This is a genomic window from Bradyrhizobium sp. B124 (assembly GCF_038967635.1).
Lineage (GTDB): Bacteria > Pseudomonadota > Alphaproteobacteria > Rhizobiales > Xanthobacteraceae > Bradyrhizobium.
On the sequence record NZ_CP152413.1, the window covers coordinates 762,409 to 784,799 of the forward strand.

22 protein-coding genes and 1 pseudogene are annotated in these 22,391 nt (G+C 64.2%); 11 read left to right on the forward strand and 12 right to left on the reverse strand.

Annotation, left to right across the window (positions count from 1 at the left end; all coding sequences use genetic code 11):
• Window positions 1-43 precede the first annotated feature (43 nt).
• Together AAFG13_RS03465 and phaC are read right to left on the reverse strand one after the other, a co-directional pair.
• Entirely contained in the window at window positions 44-442 is a 399-nt protein-coding gene (locus AAFG13_RS03465; protein ID WP_342711134.1) for an MAPEG family protein, read from the reverse strand.
• Between the two features lie 91 nt (window positions 443-533).
• The gene (phaC, locus tag AAFG13_RS03470) at window positions 534-2,342 is read right to left on the reverse strand and encodes a class I poly(R)-hydroxyalkanoic acid synthase (protein WP_342711135.1); all 1,809 of its coding nucleotides are present in this window, start codon (window positions 2,340-2,342) and stop codon (window positions 534-536) included.
• 293 nt (window positions 2,343-2,635) lie between these two features.
• Between phaC and AAFG13_RS03475 the strand changes: the two genes are divergently transcribed.
• The 4 genes from AAFG13_RS03475 (at window position 2,636) to glpX (ending at window position 6,794) form a co-directional block, all read left to right on the forward strand.
• Window positions 2,636-2,923 (forward strand): hypothetical protein, encoded by a 288-nt coding sequence (locus AAFG13_RS03475; RefSeq protein ID WP_176535054.1) that lies wholly within the window; start codon window positions 2,636-2,638, stop codon window positions 2,921-2,923.
• Between the two features lie 215 nt (window positions 2,924-3,138).
• The gene (locus tag AAFG13_RS03480; protein ID WP_092113857.1) at window positions 3,139-4,359 is read left to right on the forward strand and encodes an LL-diaminopimelate aminotransferase; all 1,221 of its coding nucleotides are present in this window, start codon (window positions 3,139-3,141) and stop codon (window positions 4,357-4,359) included.
• A gap of 37 nt (window positions 4,360-4,396) precedes the next feature.
• Window positions 4,397-5,716, forward strand: coding sequence for a homoserine dehydrogenase (locus AAFG13_RS03485; RefSeq protein ID WP_173643386.1), 1,320 nt, complete (start codon window positions 4,397-4,399; stop codon window positions 5,714-5,716).
• Between the two features lie 79 nt (window positions 5,717-5,795).
• Window positions 5,796-6,794 (forward strand): class II fructose-bisphosphatase, encoded by a 999-nt coding sequence (glpX, locus tag AAFG13_RS03490; RefSeq protein ID WP_097672244.1) that lies wholly within the window; start codon window positions 5,796-5,798, stop codon window positions 6,792-6,794.
• Between the two features lie 129 nt (window positions 6,795-6,923).
• On the opposite strand, the gene AAFG13_RS03495 is transcribed toward glpX, so the two are convergent.
• Window positions 6,924-8,081 (reverse strand): DUF4261 domain-containing protein, encoded by a 1,158-nt coding sequence (locus AAFG13_RS03495; protein WP_342711136.1) that lies wholly within the window; start codon window positions 8,079-8,081, stop codon window positions 6,924-6,926.
• A gap of 192 nt (window positions 8,082-8,273) precedes the next feature.
• Here AAFG13_RS03495 and AAFG13_RS03500 point away from each other — a divergent pair, with 192 nt between their 5' ends.
• From AAFG13_RS03500 to AAFG13_RS03510, 3 genes are read left to right on the forward strand one after another with little or no spacing between them, the layout of a single operon-like run.
• On the forward strand, window positions 8,274-8,993 hold the full coding sequence (locus tag AAFG13_RS03500) for a haloacid dehalogenase type II (RefSeq protein WP_342713539.1): 720 nt from the start codon (window positions 8,274-8,276) through the stop codon (window positions 8,991-8,993).
• Window positions 8,994-9,048: 55 nt separating this feature from the next.
• Window positions 9,049-10,890 (forward strand): single-stranded-DNA-specific exonuclease RecJ, encoded by a 1,842-nt coding sequence (gene recJ / locus AAFG13_RS03505; protein ID WP_342711137.1) that lies wholly within the window; start codon window positions 9,049-9,051, stop codon window positions 10,888-10,890.
• Window positions 10,891-10,908: 18 nt separating this feature from the next.
• Entirely contained in the window at window positions 10,909-11,721 is an 813-nt protein-coding gene (locus AAFG13_RS03510; RefSeq protein ID WP_342711138.1) for a glucose 1-dehydrogenase, read from the forward strand.
• A 94-nt stretch (window positions 11,722-11,815) separates the two neighbouring features.
• Here AAFG13_RS03510 and AAFG13_RS03515 read toward each other — a convergent pair whose 3' ends face one another.
• Together AAFG13_RS03515 and AAFG13_RS03520 are read right to left on the reverse strand one after the other, a co-directional pair.
• Window positions 11,816-13,051, reverse strand: a complete 1,236-nt coding sequence (locus AAFG13_RS03515; protein ID WP_342711139.1) for a lytic murein transglycosylase — start codon at window positions 13,049-13,051, stop codon at window positions 11,816-11,818.
• Between the two features lie 111 nt (window positions 13,052-13,162).
• Window positions 13,163-13,735 (reverse strand): MarR family winged helix-turn-helix transcriptional regulator, encoded by a 573-nt coding sequence (locus AAFG13_RS03520; RefSeq protein WP_212317449.1) that lies wholly within the window; start codon window positions 13,733-13,735, stop codon window positions 13,163-13,165.
• 84 nt (window positions 13,736-13,819) lie between these two features.
• On the opposite strand from AAFG13_RS03520, the gene AAFG13_RS03525 reads away from it, so the two are divergent.
• The 4 genes from AAFG13_RS03525 to AAFG13_RS03540 all read left to right on the forward strand — a co-directional run bounded on the left by AAFG13_RS03525 (window position 13,820) and on the right by AAFG13_RS03540 (window position 16,474).
• Window positions 13,820-14,299, forward strand: a complete 480-nt coding sequence (locus tag AAFG13_RS03525; protein WP_212317447.1) for a carboxymuconolactone decarboxylase family protein — start codon at window positions 13,820-13,822, stop codon at window positions 14,297-14,299.
• 37 nt (window positions 14,300-14,336) lie between these two features.
• Window positions 14,337-14,843: a cupin domain-containing protein gene (locus tag AAFG13_RS03530; RefSeq protein WP_342711140.1), complete on the forward strand. Its 507-nt coding sequence runs from the start codon at window positions 14,337-14,339 to the stop codon at window positions 14,841-14,843.
• A gap of 195 nt (window positions 14,844-15,038) precedes the next feature.
• Window positions 15,039-15,932: a dihydrodipicolinate synthase family protein gene (locus AAFG13_RS03535; protein ID WP_342711141.1), complete on the forward strand. Its 894-nt coding sequence runs from the start codon at window positions 15,039-15,041 to the stop codon at window positions 15,930-15,932.
• A gap of 119 nt (window positions 15,933-16,051) precedes the next feature.
• Window positions 16,052-16,474 (forward strand): chorismate mutase, encoded by a 423-nt coding sequence (locus AAFG13_RS03540; protein ID WP_229164927.1) that lies wholly within the window; start codon window positions 16,052-16,054, stop codon window positions 16,472-16,474.
• A 395-nt stretch (window positions 16,475-16,869) separates the two neighbouring features.
• On the opposite strand, the gene AAFG13_RS03545 is transcribed toward AAFG13_RS03540, so the two are convergent.
• The 7 genes and pseudogenes from AAFG13_RS03545 to AAFG13_RS03575 all read right to left on the reverse strand — a co-directional run bounded on the left by AAFG13_RS03545 (window position 16,870) and on the right by AAFG13_RS03575 (window position 22,136).
• Window positions 16,870-17,049, reverse strand: a complete 180-nt coding sequence (locus tag AAFG13_RS03545; RefSeq protein ID WP_342711142.1) for a hypothetical protein — start codon at window positions 17,047-17,049, stop codon at window positions 16,870-16,872.
• Window positions 17,046-17,267, reverse strand: coding sequence for a hypothetical protein (locus tag AAFG13_RS03550; protein ID WP_342713541.1), 222 nt, complete (start codon window positions 17,265-17,267; stop codon window positions 17,046-17,048). Before AAFG13_RS03550 ends, AAFG13_RS03545 begins: the two co-directional genes overlap by 4 nt.
• A gap of 472 nt (window positions 17,268-17,739) precedes the next feature.
• Window positions 17,740-18,195, reverse strand: a complete 456-nt coding sequence (locus tag AAFG13_RS03555) for an Hsp20 family protein (protein WP_212318020.1) — start codon at window positions 18,193-18,195, stop codon at window positions 17,740-17,742.
• A gap of 418 nt (window positions 18,196-18,613) precedes the next feature.
• A pseudogene (locus AAFG13_RS03560) lies at window positions 18,614-18,798 on the reverse strand (hypothetical protein); the annotation flags it as partial.
• Between the two features lie 291 nt (window positions 18,799-19,089).
• On the reverse strand, window positions 19,090-20,676 hold the full coding sequence (locus AAFG13_RS03565; protein ID WP_342711143.1) for a M23 family peptidase: 1,587 nt from the start codon (window positions 20,674-20,676) through the stop codon (window positions 19,090-19,092).
• 164 nt (window positions 20,677-20,840) lie between these two features.
• Window positions 20,841-21,407 carry an elongation factor P gene (gene efp / locus AAFG13_RS03570; RefSeq protein WP_092125602.1) on the reverse strand — a complete coding sequence of 189 codons (567 nt, stop codon included), beginning with the start codon at window positions 21,405-21,407 and terminating at the stop codon, window positions 20,841-20,843.
• A gap of 165 nt (window positions 21,408-21,572) precedes the next feature.
• Window positions 21,573-22,136 carry a hypothetical protein gene (locus AAFG13_RS03575; protein ID WP_342711144.1) on the reverse strand — a complete coding sequence of 188 codons (564 nt, stop codon included), beginning with the start codon at window positions 22,134-22,136 and terminating at the stop codon, window positions 21,573-21,575.
• Window positions 22,137-22,391 lie beyond the last annotated feature (255 nt).

Here is a 22,391-nt window from a genome sequence, read left to right on the forward strand (position 1 = left end):
AACGCGACCAACCCAGTCACGGTGGCAGATGGCAGATGGCAGCCTAGACGATCTTGAAGATCGCGAGCGCCAGCACCGCCTGGGCGATGAAACCGACCGTGAAGGCCAGGGTGCGGAACACCGGCAGGCCGAGCGTGTAGACGATCAGATGCGCGACGCGGGCCCAGAAATAGACGGCGCAGGCCAGCACGGTCCATTTGGTGGAATAGTCGGCCGCGTTGAGGATCAAGACCAGCGGCGCGAAGATCACGAGATTTTCGACCGCGTTGTCGTGGGCGAACATCAGCCGGTTGGCCCATTCCGCGTGTGGCTTGTCGTTGCGCGAGGGATTGCCCATGGCGCCGGAGAGGCCGCGCACCTGGCAGCGGTTGATGATGTAGGGAATCCACAGCAGCCCGGTCAGGATCACCGTCAGCGACAGCCAGAACAGTTCGCGCGTCATCGTCTCCCCCTCACGTGAATTCGATTCCCGACGGTCGGGACCATCTGTTTATAGCTGAGCGGAAGACTTGGCGCTACGCGAAGACTTGGCGCTACGCGCGGACGCGGACATAGCTGCCCGGAGCGTCCTCGAGCACCGACGCCCCGTTCGAGCCCACAATGCGCGCCGGCACCGTCTCCGGATCATGGCTTTCCAGCCAGCCGCGCCAGTCGGGCCACCACGATCCCTTGTGTTCCTCGGCGCCCTTAAGCCAGTCGGCGAGCTTGATGTCCTTGATGTTGTCGTTGGTCCAGTACTGGTACTTCTTCGAGGCCGGCGGATTGACCACGCCGGCGATATGGCCGGAGCCGGACAGCACATATCTCACCGGGCCGCCGAAGAACTGCGAGCCGTAGAGCACCGATTCCGCCGGTGCGATGTGATCCTCGCGTGCCGCGAGGTTGTAGACCGGCACCTTCACCTTCGACAGATCGAGCAGCGTGTTGTCGAGCACCATCGTGCCGGTCGACAGCCGGTTCTCCAGATAGCAGTTGCGCAGATAGTAGGAGTGGTTCGACGAGGGCATCCGCGTCGCGTCCGAATTCCAGTGCAGAAGGTCGAACGAGGAGGGCGATTGGCCCTTCAGATAATTGTTCACGACATACGACCAGATCAGGTCGTTCGAGCGCAGCATGTTGAAGGCCATGGCCATCTTGCTGCCCTCGAGCACGCCGGATTCCTGCATGTCGCGTTCCAGCGCCGAGATCTGGTCCTCGTCGACGAACACCAGGAGGTCGCCGGCGTGGGTGAAGTCGACCTGCGCGGCAAAGAACGTCGCCGACGTCACGCGCTGGCGGCGCTTCTCGGCGAGATAGGCGAGCGTCGAGGCGAGCATGGTGCCGCCGACGCAATAGCCGGCGGTGTGCACCTTCATCTCGCCGGTGACCTTCTCGATCACGTCCATCGCCGTGAGCGGGCCTTCGGCCATGTAGTCGGCCCAGGTCTTCTTGCCGAGCTCCTTGTCCGGATTGACCCAGGAGATCACGAACACCGTGATGCCCTGGTCGACGCACCATTTGACGTAGGATTTCTCGGGGCGCAGATCGAGGATGTAGAACTTGTTGATCCATGGCGGCACGATCAGCAGCGGCGTGCGCAGCACGTTCTCCGTCGTCGGCGAATACTGGATCAGCTGCATCAGCTCGTTCTGGTAGATCACCTTGCCCGGCGTCGTCGCCATGTTGACGCCGACCTCGAGGTTGCTCGAATCGGACTGGCGGATCCGCAGCGTGCCGTGACCGGCCTCGATATCCTCGGCCAGCATCTTCATGCCGCGGACCAGATTGTCGCCATTGGTCTCGACCGTGGCGCGCAGCACTTCCGGATTCGTCAGCACGAAATTCGACGGCGCCAGCGCGTTGGTGATCTGCTGGACGTAGAATTCGGCCTTCTTGCGGGTGTGAGGATCGATTCCGTCGGCGTCGTGGACCAGCTGCTGCGCCCATTTCGCGGTCAGCAGATAAAGCTGGAGGATGAAGTCGAAGAACTGATTCGACTTCCATTCCGGATCCTGGAAGCGCTTGTCGCGCGGGGCCGGCGCGATCGCCGGCTTGGCGTCGGCTTCGCCGGCCATGCGGCGCACGGCCGATCCCCAGAGATCGAGGTAATCCTTGCCGAGCTGCATCTGCAGCGAGGAGGCGCGCTCCTTGTCGGCCAGCCAGTATTCGGCGATCACGCTGAAGGTCTTGATGACCTCACCGAGCTCGTTCGGCGGCTTGTCGCGGACTTCCCCGGTCTGGCGTGGCTTGAGATAGGCTGCCAGCGCCTGGCCGCTGCTCTCCATCGCTCGCGCGATGTTCATGGCGAAGGCTTCGGCGTTGAATTTCGGGGCGGCTTGGGTGTCGGTACTGACGTTGCTCATCTGGGGGACACTATCGCGTCGTTTGGAGGGCGTCATCGCGCGGTGCGGTAGCGGAAATCAGTCAAAAGCCGATGTTTCGCTCTGTTGCGGTGCGATAAAAAAATCTTTGTTCCGTCATATTGAAGCCTCAGGGGTCGCTTTTGGTGTTCCCGCTTTAAGCGTTTCGGGCGACAATGGTTTGAAACCGCTAAAGCCAGGACTAATGCAGCGGGGACGCTGCAAGGCTCGTACCAGTGCGACCCGTGTCGGCAATGTGCGACGTGCGCGCTAGCTTGTTGGGGACAATTCGGCGCATGCCGATCGATCGAATGAACAGGGGGCTCGCGGCCGCAGCGCTGCTCGCGTCGATGCTGGCGCTGAGCGGGTGCTCGAGCACGATTGCCGATATGGCCATGCCGGCCGATGCGCCGGCGCGGCAAAAGGATGCCAACGGCTACCTCCCGGTGCACGATATTCCGCCCGACCGCGCCGATCCGACGATCAAGCCGGCGGATCAGGCCAAGATCGAGCAGGAGCTGGTTGCCGCGCGCGATCGTCAGGCCCAGGCACAGGCTGCGACGGCGGCCCAAAGCGGGAAGTGAACGCGCGAGATCGGCCGATCAGCGCTGGCGCCGCCCGGCGTCCGTGCTAAAAGAAACCCAATTCAACCGCAGATCCGGCCGCAGCCCCCCGATCGTGCGCCTGAATTCGCTCTAAGTCATTGATTCAGTGCGATTTCTGTAAGAGGCCGAGCCGGCTTCCGCAAGTCGACCAAGGGGGACGATTCTGGCATTGCGGTTGTCGGAGCAAGGGTCCCATGGAAGATTTTTACCGCATTCGCCGTCTGCCGCCTTACGTCTTTGAAAAGGTCAACCAGGCCAAGGCGGCCGCGCGCAATGCCGGGGCCGACATCATCGACATGGGCATGGGGAACCCGGACCTGCCGACCCCGCCCCACGTCATCGAGAAGCTCAAGGAGACGCTGGGCAAGCCGCGGACCGACCGCTACTCGGCCTCCCGTGGCATCAACGGCCTGCGCAAGGCCCAGGCCGCCTATTATGGGCGCCGCTTCGGCGTCAAGCTGAACCCCGATACCCAGGTGGTTGCGACGCTCGGCTCGAAGGAGGGGTTCGCCAACGTTGCGCAGGCGATCACCGCGCCTGGCGACGTCGTGCTGTGCCCGAATCCGAGCTACCCGATCCATGCGTTCGGCTTCCTGATGGCGGGCGGCGTGATCCGTTCGGTGCCGTCGGAGCCGACGCCGCAGTTCTTCGAGGCGGTCGAACGGGCGATCCAGCATTCGATTCCGAAGCCGATCGCGCTGATCGTCTGCTATCCGTCGAACCCGACCGCCTATGTGGCGGACCTCGACTTCTACAAGGATCTGGTCGCGTTCGCGAAGAAGCACGACATCTTCATCCTGTCCGATCTGGCCTACGCGGAAGTCTATTTCGACGAGAACAATCCGCCGCCGTCGGTGCTGCAGGTGCCCGGTGCGCTCGACGTCACCGTCGAATTCACCTCGATGTCGAAGACGTTCTCGATGGCCGGCTGGCGCATGGGCTTTGCGGTCGGCAATGAGCGCATCATCGCAGCGCTGGCGCGGGTCAAATCCTATCTCGATTACGGCGCCTTCACGCCGGTCCAGGTGGCCGCGACCGCCGCGCTGAACGGCCCCGACGACTGCATCCGCGAGATGCGCGACACTTACCGCAAACGCCGCGACGCGCTGGTTGAGTCATTTGGCCGCGCCGGCTGGGACATTCCGCCGCCGCAGGCCTCGATGTTTGCCTGGGCGCCGCTGCCCAAGGCGTTCGAGGCGGTCGGCAGCATGCAGTTCGCAACCCTGATGGTGGAGAAATCCGGCGTGGTGGTATCGCCCGGCGTTGCGTTCGGCGAGCATGGCGAAGGCTATGTCCGCATCGCGATGGTGGAGAACGAGCAGCGCATCCGGCAGGCCGCGCGTGGCGTACGCCGCTTCCTTGAAAGCGGCATCGAAACGTTGCACAACGTCGTTCCTCTCGCCAACCGGCGCTAATCCTTCCAGGTTGCTTAATCTCCAGGTCCCTAAATCCATGGTCGCACCCCTGAACGTGGGCATAGCGGGGCTCGGCACCGTCGGTGCCGATGTCGTCCGCCTCATCGAAACGCAAGGACGGGCGCTGGCCGAGCGCAGCGGCCGCGGCATTCGCGTCGTCGCCGTCACCGCGCGCTCGAAAGCCAAGAAGCGCGGCCTCGACCTGCGCGGCATCGCCTGGGCGAAGAGCCCGCAGGCGCTGGCCGAGGATCCCAATATCGACTGTTTCGTCGAGTTGATGGGCGGCGCCGGCGATCCCGCGCTCTCCGCGATCGAGACCGCACTGAAGGCCGGCAAGTCGGTCGTGACCGCCAACAAGGCGCTGATCGCCAAGCACGGGCTGCGGCTTGCCGCCGCGGCCGAGAAGCACGGCGGCGCGCTGAATTTCGAGGCGGCAGTCGGTGCGGCGATCCCGGTCATCAAGACGCTGCGCGAGGGCCTCGCCGGCACCAGCGTCAACCGCGTCTACGGCATCCTGAACGGCACCTGCAACTACATCCTGACCCGGATGGAGCAGGAGGGCTTGTCGTTCGAGGAATGCCTGAAGGACGCCCAGCGGCTCGGCTACGCCGAAGCCAACCCGTCATTCGACGTCGATGGTCACGACACCGCGCAGAAGCTTGCGATCCTGGCGAGCCTCGCCTTCGGAACCAAGGTCGCCGAAAGCGCGGTCTATGTCGAAGGCATCTCCTCGATCACGCCGGAAGACCTCAAGGCCGCCGCGGAACTCGGCTACCGCGTCAAGCTGCTCGGCGTTGCCGTGCGCACGGCAAAGGGCATCGAGCAGCGCGTGCATCCGACCATGGTGCCGAAATCATCGTCGATCGCGCAGGTGATGGGCGTCACCAACGCGGTGGCGATCGATGGCGAGGGGATTCCCCCGATCACGCTGGTCGGCCCGGGTGCCGGCGGCGGCGCGACCGCCTCGGCGGTGGTCGCCGACATCGCCGATGTGGCCCGCGGCATTCGTGCCAAGCCGTTCGGGCGTCCGGTGGAGCGGTTGCGCGACACCACCAAGGCGCCGATGGAACGCCACGAGGGTGGCTACTATATCCGCCTGATGGCGCGCGATCTTGCAGGCACTGCTGCAACAATCGCCACCCGGCTCGCGGAACAGAAGATATCTCTGGAGTCCATCGTGCAACGGCATCCGGATGGCGTCGATGTGAACGGTGCGGCCAAAAAACCTTCACCGGTCCCGGTCATTCTGATTACCTACGCGACCAGCGAGGATGCGGTGCATCGTGCGCTGGCCGCAGTGCAGCGCGATAAGGTCATCAGCGGCCGGCCGCAGGTGATCCGGATCGAGAAAAACTAACGCATGACCTGAACGGGTCGGGCGTGAGACGATTGATGCGGGCAGGCTGGCCTGTCCCCGAGGCTTAAGGAGTACGCCGATGTCGACCCATATTTCCGTTCCGCCGCAGATGCTGCTCGAGCGCATCTTGACGCTCGAAATCGTGCGCGTGACGGAGCGCGCGGCGGTGTCGGCCGCGCGGCTGCGCGGCCACGGCCAGGAGAAGGCCGCCGACAAGGCCGCGGTCGACGCGATGCGGCGCGAGCTCAACAAGCTGCCGATCGAGGGCACGGTCGTGATCGGCGAGGGCGAGCGCGACGAGGCGCCGATGCTGTTCATCGGCGAGAAGGTCGGCCTCAACGCCGGCCCGAAGGTCGACATCGCCGTCGACCCGCTCGAAGGCACCACGCTGTGCGCCAAGAACATGCCGGGCTCGATCGCCACCATGGCGATGGCCGATGGCGGCACGCTGCTGCACGCCCCCGACGTCTACATGCAGAAGATCGCGATCGGCCCGGGCTATGCCAAGAACGTGATTGAGCTCGACGCGCCGCCGGCCGACAATGTCCGCCGGCTCGCCAAGGCGAAGGGTGTCGATCCCACCGCCATCAATGTGCTGGTGCTCGACCGTCCGCGCCATGCCGACATCATCAACAGCGTGCGCTCGACCGGCGCTGCCGTGCAGCTGATCACCGACGGCGACGTCGCCGGCGTCATTCACTGCGCCAAGCCCGATGAGACCGGCGTCGACATGTATATCGGCACCGGCGGCGCGCCCGAGGGCGTGCTGGCAGCGGTCGCGCTGCGCTGCATCGGCGGCCAGATGCAGTGCCGCCTGATCCTCGACACCGAGGAGAAGCGCGAGCGCGCGCACAAGATGGGCGTGCTCGATCCGAAGATGATCTACGGCATCGAGGACATGGCCAAGGGCGACTGCCTGTTCGCCGCCACCGGCGTCACCACCGGCTCGCTGCTGACGGGCGTGAAGTTCAAGAAGGACGTGATCGAGACCGAGACGGTCGTGATGCGCTCCGTCACCGGCACCGTGCGCTACATCAAGGCCGAGCACCGCCAGCTGGAGAAGTTCCACCTGGATTAGCGTCTTGCCCGGATGCCTCGGAGGCCATGGCCAAACAAAGCCAAAGCGCGACGTTGATTCGAGCTTCTCTCGTCGCGCTTCAGGCTGGGCGGATTTCTTCTTCGATCAGCATTTGCAAGCGGCATGTAACTAGAACATGTGGAGATCGCCGCGGCCGATTGCGTATCGTGCGGTCTCTTGAAATTTCCTGATCTCCATCGCGAACGGCATCAAGGCCGATTTGGCGAGCTCGGTCTCACCGCGCATAAGGGCACGGCGCGCTTTTTCATCCGCTTCAACGTACGCGTCAGTCCCGAGAATACCTGAGAAGACGCCATTCAGGCCGTGGTCGTAGCTCTCAAGGCGGACGTCTGAAACTCGGGCGTTCCGAGGCAATTGCACCTGATTATCTGGGCTCGACGCATCGAAAAGACCGACCCTTGATAACATCACCAGAAGGGGATGATCCTTGGCAATGGCTGCCGGAATGATCGGATAATGCCGCGGCTGCTCTGGCGCAAGACGGATGTCACCAACCGCGATCACAGGCAAACCGGTAAGGCGCGAAATGCGATGATGAATCTTGATACGATCGGTGGCCGATACCCCGATCGTATCGCCGTCTTTGACCGCGGTGCCGTGCTCAATCAAATATGTCGCCAGCCCAGCCACCCGATGGATTGTGGTGGGGAGATCCATGCCGTCGACTTCAAATTCGATCTCGCGATCGACGAAGGCGGACAATCCGATTGTAATCGCTCCGACGGTCCGGTCCGATTTGTAGGGTATGACATCGAGCCACAGCGTGAACGGGTAGCCTGGAAACGGGGCGAAGGCCCTGCGTGACCCTTCCAGCCACATCTGCGCTGAGCTAGCGACCTTGCCTCCCCAGACCGCCGCACAGCAGCCGGGGGTGGTCGCAATCAATCCGCCGACCATCGCCGTTGTCAGACGGGTGTTCTCGATATACGTCAGACGGCGGATATCGGCCCCGTCTTCGGCGGCACCCATCGTCGAGACGACGAGATGGGCGCGGTGGCGGCTCGCAACACCGGGAGCTTCCGGCCAGAAACTTGACGCCCGTTTCCATAGATTTTCGTCGAGCGGGATCGGTGCCGGCATCGACATTGCGACCAGAAGGTGATCGTCGGCGCGGATCACGAGCGGGCCATCGGCCCGGACATTTGCGCCATGTTCGGTGACGTTCCATCGGACGTCCGGATGACGCTGCCGCAAGGCTTCGAGCAATGCTGTCTCATTCAGCGTGACAGGACCCTCAAGCAGGACGAAGGCAACCGGGTTGTTCATCTTACACTCGTTGGCTCTGGCGATCGCTGTGTGTTTCCGGCCTCAAGATGGCTGGGCGGACGGCAACTGGCGAACCCCTACGGTTGCTATTGTTGCATGGAAGGGATCGTGGTTTAAAGCTCCGCTCACGTGGGTTGGACAAGCGCAGCGTCGACGACAAGAATAACAAGCCGGAGTGAAACCATGAGCGTGATGTCCGATCTTTCCTCCGTCAAGGCACTGGTGTTCGACGTGTTCGGAACCGTGGTCGACTGGCGCACCAGCCTGATCAACGACTTCACCAAATGGGGTGAGACGCGTGGCATCAAGGCCGACTGGACCGCGCTGGTCGATGGCTGGCGCGCGGTCTACACGGCCTCGATGGACGAGGTGCGCAAGAACCCGCAGAACGGCTATGTCATTCTCGACGTCCTGCACCGCCGCTCGCTGGAGAAGCTGGTCGCGCAATTCGACATCAAAGGCCTCACCGAGGCCGATCTGCACCATCTGACGCTGGGCTGGCATCGCCTGCACGGCTGGCCCGACAGCGTCGCCGGCCTGACCCGGCTGAAGAGCAAATACATCATCTCGCCGCTGTCGAACGGCAACGTCGCGCTGCTCACCAACATGGCGAAGTTCGCAGGCCTGCCCTGGGATCTCGTGATGTCGGCCGAACTGTTCGAGCACTACAAGCCCGATCCGGAAACCTATCTCGGCGCGGCGAAGCTGCTGTGCCTACCGCCGGAGCAGGTGATGATGGTTGCCGCCCACAACTACGACCTCAAGCACGCGCAGAAGCACGGCCTGAAGACCGCCTTCGTGGCGCGGCCGACCGAGTACGGTCCGTTGCAGAAGGTCGATTTCGAGGCCACCGGCAGCTGGGACATCGTGGCCAAGGATTTCGGGGAAATCGCCACCCGGATGGGCTGCTAGAACTGGCTTGGGATTCACTGAGGCGCTACGATTCCCGCTTGATTGGAAGGGAATCATGACGCTCCACGCATCCGCATTGCCCGTCGAGGCGCCACAGGCGTTCCTCGGCGTGGCGCGGTCGCTGACCGGAAAGCTCTGGCGCGACCGGCTGGATGCGCGCGGGGCGGCCCGGGCGCTCGCGATCGTGCAGCGGCACAATCTGCCGGAAATGCTGGCGCGGGTGCTGGCCGGCCGCGACGTCGCGATCGACGAGGTCCCTGATTTCCTCGACCCGACCATCCGCAAGCTGATGCCGGATCCATATACGGTCACCGAGATGGAGCATGCGGCCAAGCGCATTGCAGATGCGGCGGTGCGAGGCGAGAAGGTCGCGATCTTCGGCGACTACGACGTCGACGGCGCGACCTCGGCGGCGCTGCTGACCTGGCATTTGCGCCATTGCGGGCTGGATCCGCTGATCCACATTCCCGACCGCATCTTCGAAGGCTACGGTCCGAACGTCGACGCCGTCCGCGCGCTGGCGGCGAAGGGCGCGACGCTGCTCGTCACGGTCGATTGCGGCACCACCAGCATCGAGCCGCTGGCGGAAGCCAAGAAGCTCGGCATGTCGGTCGTGGTGATCGATCATCACCAGACCGGCGATGAACTGCCCGAGGTCGACGCGCTGGTGAATCCGAACCGGCCCGATGACCTGTCAGGACTCGGGCATCTCGCTGCCGTCGGCCTGGTGTTCGTCACATTGGTCGCCGTGAACCGCGAGCTGCGCCAGCGCGGCTTCTGGACCCGCGAGATGCCGGAGCCCGACCTGCTCAGCGTGCTGCATCACGTCGCGCTCGGCACCGTTGCCGACGTCGCGCCGCTGATCGGGCTCAACCGCGCCTTTGTCGCCAAGGGCCTGATCGCGATGCGCCGCCGCGACCATGTCGGCCATACCGCGCTGATGGACGTGGCGCGGCTCAATGGCCCGCCGGAGGCCTGGCATCTCGGTTTCATGCTGGGCCCGCGCATCAATGCCGGCGGCCGCATCGGGCGCGCCGATCTCGGCGTGCGGCTTTTGCTCGAAGGCGATGTCTCGGAGGCCGCGCGGATCGCGGCCGAGCTCGATCGCCTCAACGCCGAGCGGCGGGTGATCGAGCAGGTGGCAGAGGCGCAGGCCGAAGCCGAAGCGCTCGCCTCGCTCGGCCTCGAGGACAAGGGCGCTGTGATCGTCACAGCGGCGGAAGGCTGGCATCCCGGCGTGGTCGGGCTGGTCGCGGCGCGGCTGAAGGAGAAGTTCGCGCGTCCGGCCTTTGCGATCGCGCTCGAGCCGGGCGGCATCGGTACCGGATCGGGCCGCTCGATCGGCGGCGTCGATATCGGCAAGGCTGTGCGGCAGGCGGTGCACGACGGTCTGCTGATGAAAGGCGGAGGGCACGCGATGGCGGCGGGCGTCACGCTGCGCAAGGAGAAGCTCGCCGAATTCCGCGCCTACATGGAAAGTGCGCTGGCGGCCGACGTCGCCAACTCGCGCCACGAAAACGAGCTGTTCATCGATGGCGCCGTCACCGCCCGCGCGGTGACGCCGGAATTCGCCGCGACGCTCAATCGCGCAGGTCCGTTCGGTGCCGCCAATCCGGAGCCGGTGATCGCGCTGCCGTCACATCAGCTGGTCTATGCCGACGAGGTCGGACAGGCGCACTTGCGGCTGCGCTTCAAGTCCGGCGATGGTTCCATCGTCAACGGTATCGCATTCCGCTCGGTCGGACAGAAGCTCGGCAGCGCCTTGACGCAAAATCGCGGCCAGCAATTGCACGTGGCGGGCTCTCTCGCAGTCGACCGTTGGCAAGGCACCGAACGTGTGCAATTCCGTGTGCTCGACGTCGCGGCACCGGATCAGGGCCCGGCGGTGATCAAATAAGAAACGTTGGGAGTGGACATGTCAGGACAGGTTGAAGGCAAGGTCGCGCTGGTGACCGGCGGCGCGTCGGGTATCGGCGAGGCCATCGTCGAATTGTTCGCGCAGGAAGGCGCGACGGTTGTTGCGACCGACATCGACGAGTTGAGGGGACCCGAGCTCGCCGCGCGGCTCAAGAAGGCTGGCCGCGAGGTGATCTTCCTGCCGCAGGACGTCACCAGCGAGGAGCGCTGGATCGAGGTCGTCGCCGATATCGGCAAGCGCTACGGCCGCCTCGACATCATGGTCTCCAACGCCGGCATCGGCATCGGTGCGCCGTCGATTGTCGAGATGTCGCTCGCAGACTGGCGCCGGCAGACCGCCATCAATCTCGATGGCGTATTCCTGTCGGTGAAGCATTCGCTGCCGCTGATGCGTAAAACTGGCGGCGGCTCGATCATCATGATGTCGTCGCTGGCCGGCTTGCGCGGGGCAGCGACGCTCTCCGGCTACAGCGCGACCAAGGGGGCGGTGCGGCTGTTCGCCAAGTCGATCGCGATGGAATGCGCGCAGGTGAACGACGGCATCCGCGTCAACTCCGTGCATCCCGGCATCATCGACACGCCGATCTGGGGCAAGATCCCGACCGGCGCGACGGGCGCCGGCCAGAACGCACCGATCGATCCGGAGGAGCGCGCAAGGTTCGCAACACCGCTCGGCCGCGCCGGCCAGGCCATCGAGATCGCGCAAGGCGTGCTCTATCTCGCCTCCGATGCATCGCGTTACGTCACCGGCACCGAACTCGTGATCGACGGCGGCATGAATGCCGGCGGCGTCGTGCGGCAGCCGAAATAAGTCTTCGTCATTGCGAGCGAAGCGAAGCAATCCATCGTGCCGCAAGTAGAGAGATGGATTGCTTCGTCGCTGACGCTCCTCGCAATGACGGCGGCTAGCCACCTTGCCGCAGCCGCGCCAGCACCTTGAGCCCGCCGTAACCGTCGGCGGGCAACAGGCCCGTCTTGGTCTGGAAATCCTTGATCGCCTGCATGGTGTCGTTGCCGACGCGGCCGTCGGTGCCGCCGGTGTCGAAGCCGGCCTTGGTCAGCCGGGTCTGCATCTCCTGCACCTCGGCGAGCGTCAGCGCGCGCTCCGAGCCCGGGAACGGCTGGATGAAGGGCGGCCCGCCGAGACAGCGGTCGCCGAGATGGCAGATCGCCAGCGCGTAGTTCATCGACGGATTGTAGCTCTTCACCGAATTGAAGTTCGGACCGAGCAGGAAGGCCGGCCCGCCCGCGACCGGGATCCAGAGCTGCGCCGACGCGTTCGGCTGCGGGAACGGCTGGCCGTCGGCTCTGACGACGCCGGCGCTGGCCCAGGCTGCGTAGGTGCGGCTGCCGCCGGCGCCGCCGCCCTGTGCACGAACCTCGTAGCCCCAGTGCTCGCCGCGGTGCCACTTGCCGCGATTGACGAGATATTTCGCGGTCGAGCCGAGCGCGTCGTCCGGGCGGCCGAACGGCGAGACCTTGCCGTCGCCGTCATAGTCGAAGCCGACATTGAGCCAGACTTCCGGCATCCACTGCGAATGGCCCATCGCGCCGGCCCAGGAGCCGTTCATCTCCTCGGGCGTGCTCCAGCCGCGCTGCACGATCTTCATTGCGTTGATCAGCTCGGTTTCCCAATAGGCCTTGCGGCGTGGCTCGTTCCAGGCGAGCGCGGCGAGCGAGGGAAACACCGGCGTCATGTGGTTCTGCTGCACCAGCGGATCGCCGTAGGCTGACTCGACGCCCCACAGCGCGAGCAGCGTGCCGCGCTCGACGCCGAAGTCGCGCTCGATCCGCGCGAACAGCGCCTCGTTCTTCTTCAGCGCCTCGCGGCCGTGGATGACCCGCCAGTCCGAGACGCGGCGGTTGATGTACTGCCAGATCTGCTCGTGGAATTCGGGTTGGTTGCGCATCTGCTTGAACACGCTCATGTCGGGCTCGACCCGTCCCATGCAGCGATTCCAGGTCGCTTCCGAAATGCCTTTTGCTAGTGCGCGGGCGCGAAAATTGTCGCGCCACTGGTCGAAGCCCGCTGGCGCGGCCGCCAGCGCGCCGAATGGATTGGCGAGCGTCACGCCAGCCGCGAGCGCCGCCTTCAGGACGGCTCGGCGGGCAGGAGATTTCAAAGAATCAGGCTGTTTCATCGGGCCAGTGTAGCGACGCTGATCGGGTGAGCCAAAAGCCACGCCGCCGCAGGAGCATTATTTGAGCATGCCCTTGTCGGAAAACCGGTTCCCACTTTTCCGGGGCATGCTCTAGCTATCCTGCAAATCTGTGGCGATTTTTGACAGCCATTGCCGGACAATTTGCTCTGACTTGCTGTCGAGGCCGGCGGCGAGCCGACGCTCCTGAGCCTGGGCGATATGGCGGCATTTCTCCAGCAGCGTGGTTCCATGGCTGGTCAGCGTCCATTGCAGCACCCGGCCGTGGACCGGATGCGGCGTCTTGCCGATCGCGCCGTCGCGCTCGAGGTTGCGGATGATCACGCTGACGGTCTGCGGCGTCAGGAATGCCACTCGTGCCAGATCGGCGCCCGAGAGGCCCGGATAGGCTTTCAGCATCGTCAGCACGACGAATTGGGGAGAGGTGACGCCGAGGCCTGCCAGTTCGCGCTCCATCGACAGCCGCGAGGCCGCATTCGCCTGGCGCAACAGGTAGGCGAGATAGCCCTGTTCGCCGCGCTTGCCTTCGCCGGGCGGCGGGACGGCGGAGGCGGGCAGGGCGTCTGCGGCCGATCCCGCCCCGATCGCAGCCTTGCCGGCCGCCGCTTTCCCCGCCGGGCGCCGCCCGGCGGCGCCGGATTTCCTTCGTTTCTGCATTCCCGCCATGTTGCCTTCGCGAATGTCTGCGTCTTGCTCAATATCAGAGCTCTGATATTATTATCAGTGCACTGATAACATGAGGCCAAGCCAATGTCACATGCCCGCAAGGAATACACCGACTTCGAGAAGCTCGCCCCCGATGTCTTCGCCGTCGTGCGTGACCTCGGCCAGTTCGCGGCGAAGGCCGGTCTCGACAAGCAGCTGCTCGAACTGGTCAAGCTGCGCGCCTCGCAGATCAACGGCTGCGCCTTCTGCGTGCAGTATCACATCCTGCAAGGCGAGAGCCTCGGCGTCCCCGTCGACAAGCTCAACCTCGTCGTGGTGTGGCGCGAAGCGCCGCAGTTCTCGGCGCGCGAGCGCGCGGCGCTGGCCTGGACCGAGGCGCTGACGACCTTGCCGAACGGCGTCAGCGACGATGTCTATGCCGAGGTCACCGCCGAATTCTCCGAAAAGGAGCTGACCTACCTGACCTCGGCGATCGCTTCGATCAATGTCTGGAACCGGTTCGGCGCCGCCTATCGCTGGACGCCGCCGCCGCGCCGGCAGCGGGCGGCCGCGGCGACTTCGTGAGACGGATCGAACGGCAATTGACAGGGGAGAACGACCGATGAGTTCGATGGCGATGACACCATCTGTTTCATGCGCGCGGCCGCCGCGGCCGGTCTTGCTGGCCGTGATCGCGGGACTGGCTTCGGCCTTCGTGATCGGCAAGGCGCTGCCGACCCCGATGGACGCGATCTCCGCGGTGATTGCGCCACTCTGCGCGAGTGCCAATGCGGCGTCGCCGCTCGACAAGGTCGAGGTCATCACCTCGCATGCGTTGCCGAACGTGGCGGGCAAGCGCGTCACCGTCGTACGCGTGTTCTATGGTCCCGGCGGCTTCACGCCGCCGCACCGCCATTCCGGCTCGGTGACGGCCTACATCACCAAGGGCGAGATCCGTTCCCAGCTCGGCGGCGGCCCGGTCGAGACCTTCAAGGTCGGCCAGTCCTTCTTCGAGCCGCCGGGCTCGACCCACATGGTCTCGGCCAATGCGAGCACCACGGAGCCGGCGGAACTGATCGCGGTGTTCGTCGCGGACGAAGGCGCGCAGCTGACCACGATGCTGGAATAGCCGCCGGCAATTCTAGTCGACGCCGGCCCAGTTCCGCAGATCGCACGCGCCGTCGCGCACTGGACCAGTTTGCTGCGAAGTCCGCGGCAAACTGGACCTTGCGGGCGGAACTGGGCGCGGTGATTGATGGCGCGGCGGTGACGACCGCAATGCGATCGCGCCGCGCGCGCGGCGGTCAACGAACAGGAGCAACCGATGGTCAATCTCAAGGGGCTTTCCGCCTTTCCGATCACGCCCTCGAACAGAGATGGGCAGGTCGATGCGGGAGCGCTTCGCGCATTGCTGGAGCCCCTGATCGCGGCGAAGGTGGATTCGATCGGTCTACTCGGAAGCACCGGCTCATATCCGTATTTCAACCGCGATGAGCGGCGGCGTGCCGTGCAGGTGGCGGCCGCCCTGGCAGGTGGCAAGACGCCGATCCTGGTCGGCGTCGGCGCGCTGCGCACCGATGATGCGGTGAAACTGGCGCAGGATGCGCGCGATGCCGGCGCGGCGGCAGGCCTGCTGGCGCCGGTTTCCTATACGCCGCTGACCGATGATGAGGTGTTCGAGCACTTTCAAACGGTGGCGCGTGAAAGCGGATTGCCGATCTGCATCTACGACAATCCGGGCACGACGCATTTTCGATTCACGCCGGCTCTGGTCGGCCGCTTGAGTCATGTTGCGGGAATCCTGGCGGTGAAGAGTCCCGCGCTGGACGCTTCCGCGCTGTCGGGCCATATCGCTGAATTGCGCGCCGTCGTGCCGAGCGGCTTCTCGTTGGGGTACAGTGCCGACTGGAATTGCACCGAAGCGCTGCTGGCGGGTGGCGAGACCTGGTACAGCGTTCTCGCAGGAGTTTTCCCCAAGGTCTGCGTCGACATCGTCCGTGCCGTGGCAAGTGGCGATGCCGCCAGGGCGCGGCAGCTCGACGCGCGGCTGCAACCGGTCTGGCAGCTGTTCAAGACATTCTCCAGCCTGCGGGTCGCCTACGCGATCGCCAATCTCAGAGGGATCTGTGCGGCCGAGCCTCCGCGTCCGATCCTGCCGTTGCCCCCGGACGCCCAGAAGCAGGTCGGTGAGATGTTGGCCGGAATGGAGATCGGCTGATCGCATCGATGCGCTTCGCGATGGAATTCGCGGTCGCTCCATCGCCATCACAGCTTCCATCGGCGCGCAAAATCGGCTTAACAATCGCCCGTCGTGCTCGGCTTTCTGGGAGGCGTTCGATGCGATTGCCGGTGGTTCTGTTGACGCTTCTGATCCCTGCGGTGGCGTGGGCCGAGGAGCCTGCGACCAACGCGCCGGCGTTGTGGGGCAGTCCCACCGTCGACAACGGCGCCTGCTGCAAGACGCTTGGCGAGGTGCGCAGCAATATCGACCGGCTCGACCGCGAGATCGTGCGCCTGATGGCCGAGCGCGGCCGCTACGTCCATGAAGCCGCCCGCTTCAAGGCCAACCCCGCGCAGGTCGAGGCGCCGGAGCGCGCCGAGGCTGTCGTGAAGAAGGCGATGGCGCTTGCGGAAGCAGACGGGCTCTCGCCCAAGGTCGCGGAAGCCGCCTATCGCGCAATGGTGCGCGCCTTCATCGACTACGAGCAGGGCATCTTTGCGGACGCTGCGGCACGCGGCGATGCACCCTGGAAGAAATAGGCGAACGCTCACCATGCGGACCGCCCTCCAGCACGTGCTCGCGGGTGCGACGTTCGTCCTGATCGGCTTTATGGCCGGATCGGTCCCCACGTTTGCCGACGTCTCGCTCCATAATGTGGCGTTACTCACCAATCACTTCGCAGTTGATACCGATTCTTCAGGCGGGTCGTCGTGACGCTCGTCGCGTGCTGGATCCTGTTGAGATCTCCACCGTCCCGCACCGATGCATGAAGGCTCCAATCCGCATTCGCTGAAACGACTTCCACGTGGCATACGTGCTCCCCGCCGGGACAACTGCGTATTTCGCGCAGCGCAATCAACTCGAGATCTCTTGCCGAAATTGGCGTTCTCATCATTGAGCCTCGCCATCCACACGTTGTCCACGGGCAACCCGATCAGGCGGCCTGGGCCGCCTGAGTGAGATCAGCAAACAGCCGTTCCAGGTTGCGCTTCTCTTCGTCGATCCTTCTTGCGAACTTCTCCCGCTCCTGATCCGATTTGGCAGTGTCGAGCAAGAACTGATAGTGACGGATTACCTTCTCGCTTCCGCGTATCAGAAACTGCGTCGTGCTCATGGCGAGGCGCCTTCCGATCTACCGACGCTCAGCGATGGCCGTTCATGTAAAAGAGGCGGCATGTCGGCCGCCAGAGCCTCCATCGCCGAGGATTCCTCGGAAAGACGTCGTTCGATGAACTGGCGCTCAAGGTCGCTCAGCTTGGTGCTGAGTAACCGTCGATACCGCCGGATGTTGTTGCGATGCGCCCGAAGCTGTTCGAGCCGGCGGTCGACGATCTCGCGCTTTTCCTGCCTGGCGCACCAGCGGGCCTCGATTCTGTCTACGATGTGTTTCGGAAGATTGATGTCCTTCATATCACCCTCCTACGCCGCCAGCGGACGTACCGTTGAGCGAAGACGGTGGGGCTTGCCGCCCGGCGGATGATGAGGATCGCTATCGAGACGACATAGCGCGTCGAGAATTGCGTCGATCGTTGCCGGTGATCGCAGCTCTGTTGGCGCGCGTAAGTCCGGACGACACGGCACCGCGGCAGCGTCAGACGCCCACGACGCCAGGAGCGCGCGTTTTTCTTCCGTGGTCAGGGAGAGATCTGCCAAGACATCCCGGGGATGATTGAACCGCGCCTTACTGCGGTCGGATCTCAAACAAATGACTTCAGCGGTCGTCGGCCGCATGTTTGCCTCCGTTCTAAGACGAGAATTGAATGTTGAGGCCGCGCCCGGCGTTCCGAACGCGGCTGCTCGTGTGTCACGCTGCAGCTGATTCGAGCTGTTGCGGCCGGTTCGGCTGCGTTGCGTTGATCGCGATCCGCCGCGGCTTCATGGCTTCCGGAATTTCGCGTGCCAGCTCGATCTTGAGCAGACCATTGTCGAACGCGGCGTTCTTCACCAGGACATGGTCCGCCAAACTGAATTGCCGCCTGAATCGACGGGTCGAGATACCTTGATAGAGATAGTCGCGGTCTGCTTTTTCGACCTTGTTGCCCTCGATCGTCAGGACGTTCTGCTCGGCCGTAACCGAGATCTCGTCCGGTGAGAAGCCTGCGACCGCGAGTGCTATCTGGTAGCGATCTTCGGCAAGTCGTTCGATGTTGTAGGGCGGGTAGTTGTCTTCGGTGGCCCGCTGAGCGGTCTCGGCCAGATCGAAGAGACGGTCGAACCCGATCGTCGACCGGAAGAGGGGAGAGAAATCGTACGTGCGCATAGCCAAATCCTCCAAAGAGCAAGATGGGTATGAGAAGCACCGGACACGACCGGTGCCCGTCAATCCTGGACCCGACCGGCGTCCAGGTGGTCGGCCACGCGGACCGACGTGTCACGAATTAAATCGGGCTCGGAAAGTGTCAAGAGGTCTTCGCAAAAAAAATGCGACAGCATGTGAGCGGCCCGCCCCGAGAGGTGCTGGGGCCGTTTCTTTGGGCGACATCTCGTCACCGGGATTCCACGAAATCCATCTTGGCCGCATTTGGCGCTAATTGTCCTGACGACCGGGGCAAGATTTCATCCCGAAGCAATTTTCAGGTTTCGGTTGAGGGGCCGTCTCGCGACACGGCCCCTTTTCATTTCACGCGACCAGGTCTCGGCCGGTGTCGGTGAACTTTAGCACGCGCCTCTTTCGTGCGCGGTGTCTTGCGGCGCGAGCACTTGATCTCCAGCCGCGTGTAGCCGGCGTTGATGGCATGGCAGCGCGCCTCTCGGTCGAATGCGGTGCGAGGATCGTCGTGACCGCTCTGGCACGCGCGAGTTCCTTCGTCGGCGCTTTGCGGTCGCCGCCGGAGAGGGGCGTGGGATAATATTTAGGGCCCATGTCCATGATCGCGCCGCCGCCGTTCTGCAAGCCGATGTGACCCACCGGAACGGACGTTCTGGAAACTGTTGCGACGGAGCCGATGGCCATGGCCCCCAAGGCAAACGGCGTTTGCGCGATTTCGGAATAATGGAATAATGCCGCTGAGTTGCCCGACATGTCAAGGCGTCGTGTCTATGGCGGCAGCCGCGGGCTACTTTGCATGGGGTTGTTTTGGATATTTTGGTGGTGCGCCCGGAACCGGTGTCCATCCCGCATCAAGTGCGGGGACAGGCTTCGCTCGACCACGCGCTAATTGCCGCCGCCTTCCTGGGTGTCGATGCGATGCAAGACATCGTCGGGCAGCGCATGGGCCACCGCCGCCGCAGGTCCGGGCTCCGGTCCGATCTCGCGGCCGCGGCCGCGGATCAGCCGCTCATAGGCCGACACCAGCGTGGTGTAGGGATTGACCCAGAGCCAGCCGTCGCGCGTGAACACCTGCACGTCGAAATGCAGATGCCGTGACGTGCCGTTGGGATGGTCGAGATAGTTCGAGACCACGCCGATCTTCTCACCCTCGCTGAGGCGGCGTCCATTGAGCAGGCCGTCGGCATCCATCACAGACGGGTTCATGTGCATGTAGCGGAAACGGACATGCTCGGTGCTTGTGTTGACCTGCAATGTCGCGGCCTGCTGCTGCGCCGAGCGGATCACGATACTGTCGCGCACCGCGACGACGGCCTGCTGCCTGGGGTCGCAACGGTCCTTGCTGTCGGCCGGACACGCGCCGGGCCTGATATCCTGGCCCTGATGACCGTAGCCGCTGGCGCATTGGCCGACCTCGAAGCTGCGCGCCTCGCAGAAATTGTCCTGCCAGGGATACTCGTCGACGGTCGCGCCAGCCTTGCGCCTGGCGAAGGATTGCGAGTGCGCGAAGGCCGGCGCTTTGTCGAGCGGAAAGCGGATCTGCGAATAGACGGTGAAGTCGGCATGGCCGCCCTGCTGCCTGCGGCCGCTGCTTCCCGCGACGATGTCGCCGCTCGGGCGGTAGGTGAAGTCAGCCGATTGCGCGATCGGCCGCTCTGCAATGTCGGAGGCGATGTCGCTGCGCGGCCGCGACGGTTGCCCGCCGGCGATGCGCAACGCCTTCAGGAAGCGTTCGGCCACCGGATAGGCCTCGCGGCAGGCCAGCCGCTTCGGCCGTGGCGCGCTGTCGAGGCACTGGATCGAGACGACATAGGGAATCCCGAAGCGGGTGAAGGCGTAGCGCACATAGCCTTCGCGGATGAAGCGGCGCAGGTCCGGAAACTGCGCGGCCAGCGTCTTGACCGGTTCGCCCTTGCCGCCGAGCCGGTCGGCGAGGTCGTAGACCAGGATCGAGCCCGAGATCTGCACTTCGACCGGCTTTGCAAAGGTCCGCGGCGGCATACCGTCGCCGGCGCCCGGGTCGAGCGAGAACACCGCGTCATAGCCGGACGCGCCGGCATGGAACACATCGGCCGCGCGGAAGTCGGCCTGGTAGCGTGCGACCGGCAGGCTGTCCGGTGCGCCGTTCTGTCGTGCGTCGAGATAGCTAGCGGGGTCGAAAGGCAGCAGCACCGGGATCGGGCTGCGCGCAATACCGGGGAAGAGCGGCGATGTCACCGCGTTCAGCTGCACCAGCGCGGGCGTCGCGCGTGGATCGGTAGCGGGAACGCGGCGCTGTCCGGCGAATGTGAAGCTGGAGGCGATAGCCGGGCGGGTCGTGATCTCTTGCCGGAGCTGGTCGAGCACCGAGCGCCATTCGACCCGCATGGCCGAGATCGAAGGCGTCCGGAATTCGTCGGCATGAGCGCCGGGAGGAGGCAAGAGCAGGGCTGCCAGCCAGCAACTGACGAAGCTGACGACCTTCCTGTTCACTGTACTCCCCGGTTCATGTCTGATCGCGAGAGATTAGAGCAAGTTCCAGAAAAGTGTGTAGCAGTTTTCCGGAAAGTTTGAGGTTAAACAACAGCCTGATGTGCGATGAAGGTTCATTACGACTGTCACCGCACTTCGCCGCTCAATCCTTGCTCAATCCTTGCTCAGTCCTTGGCGCGTTCGACGTAGGAGCCGTCCTCGGTCATCACGACGATGCGCGTGCCGGTGGAAACGTGCGGCGGCACGCCGGTGCGGATGCCGTTGGACAGCATCGCCGGCTTGTACGACGACGAGGCGGTCTGGCCCTTGGTGACGGGCTCGGTCTCCACCACTTCCAGCGTCACGCGCTGGGGCAGCTGGATCGCGACCGGATTGCCGTCGTGCATCGACAGCTTCACGGTCATGTTCTCCTGCAAATACGGCGCGGACGAACCGACGATCTCCTTGGAGACCTGGACCTGGTCGTAGTTGTCGTTGTTCATGAAATGGAAGCCGTCGGCGTCCTCGTAGAGGTAGTTGTAGTTGTGATCCTCGACGGTGGCCTTCTCGACCTGGTCGGTGGTCTTGTAGCGCTCCGACACCTTCACGCCGTCGCCGATGCGGCGCATTTCGATCTGGCTGACGGGGGTGCCCTTGCCGGGATGAATGTTTTCGGCGGAGAGGACCACATAGAGCTTGCCATCCTGCTCGATGATGTTGCCCTTGCGGATGGAACTGGCGATGACTTTCAAAGGTGTTTTCCTGAATTTGAGAAGCTGGGGCGCAAACCGGACCGGCAGCCCCTCGGCCGTGGCGGCGATTTCGGGCTGCAACATACTGATTTGTCCCTGAGATGCCAGTCTTTTGCGGCCGAATTCGGCAGTTTGCCAACCGCTGGCAACAGCCCTCGGGGGCCGCTAACGAGGGTCCTTGCCGGGGATTTTTCGAGCCTTCTCGTTATGTTCGGCAAGGCTTGGGGGAACCGAGAATGTGCCCGTCTTCAGGTCGTAAACGCAGCGCCAGTCCTCAACCCAGGGGAAGGGCGTATCTTCGCCCTGGATATCGAAGGACAGGCCGATCACCAGATATCGGCTGTTCGGCCAATGCTGACCCATCGCGGCGTAATTGTCCTCCAGGCCCCTGATCAGCCCGACCTGCATGTGATCGAGCGCATAGGGGTCGTTCGGGTCGCGGCGTACGCCATCGGCTGCCGGCTGGGTGTAGAAGAAGTCCCACGCGGCCTCGCCAAGCGGCCTTTCGGTGGCCGGCACGAACCGATCGCCGGTCCGCTTGTAGAGGTAGAGGGTGTGATATCCGGCGCCGAGCTTCTGCATCCGTACCAGCCAGCGGCTGTCCGGGCTGAAGCGGAAGCCGGCCTGATAACCGGCTACGTTGGTGCCTTCGCCCTGGTTCAGCAGCGCGCCATGCTTGCGGGCCTGGTCGAAGGTCCAGAACTGGAAGAGAAGACCTTCATCGCCCATGTCCTTCGCATATTGCTCGAGGCGGACCGTTCGATCCGGGGAGGTGAAGCTGGCGTCCGCGACCCGCTTGAACTAGCTGTCAGGGCTGTCGGCCCGCGCCGGCGTCGCCACGGCAAAGCCGAGCAATAGAAGCAATCCAGCAGTTCGCAACCAGCCGGCCATGGCGACATCCTGTGTCCGCGGAACTGGCGATGGGACGCGCGAGCCGGCGTTCAGGTTCAGCCGTGGCGACGCATGGACAATGCCGGCATCTTT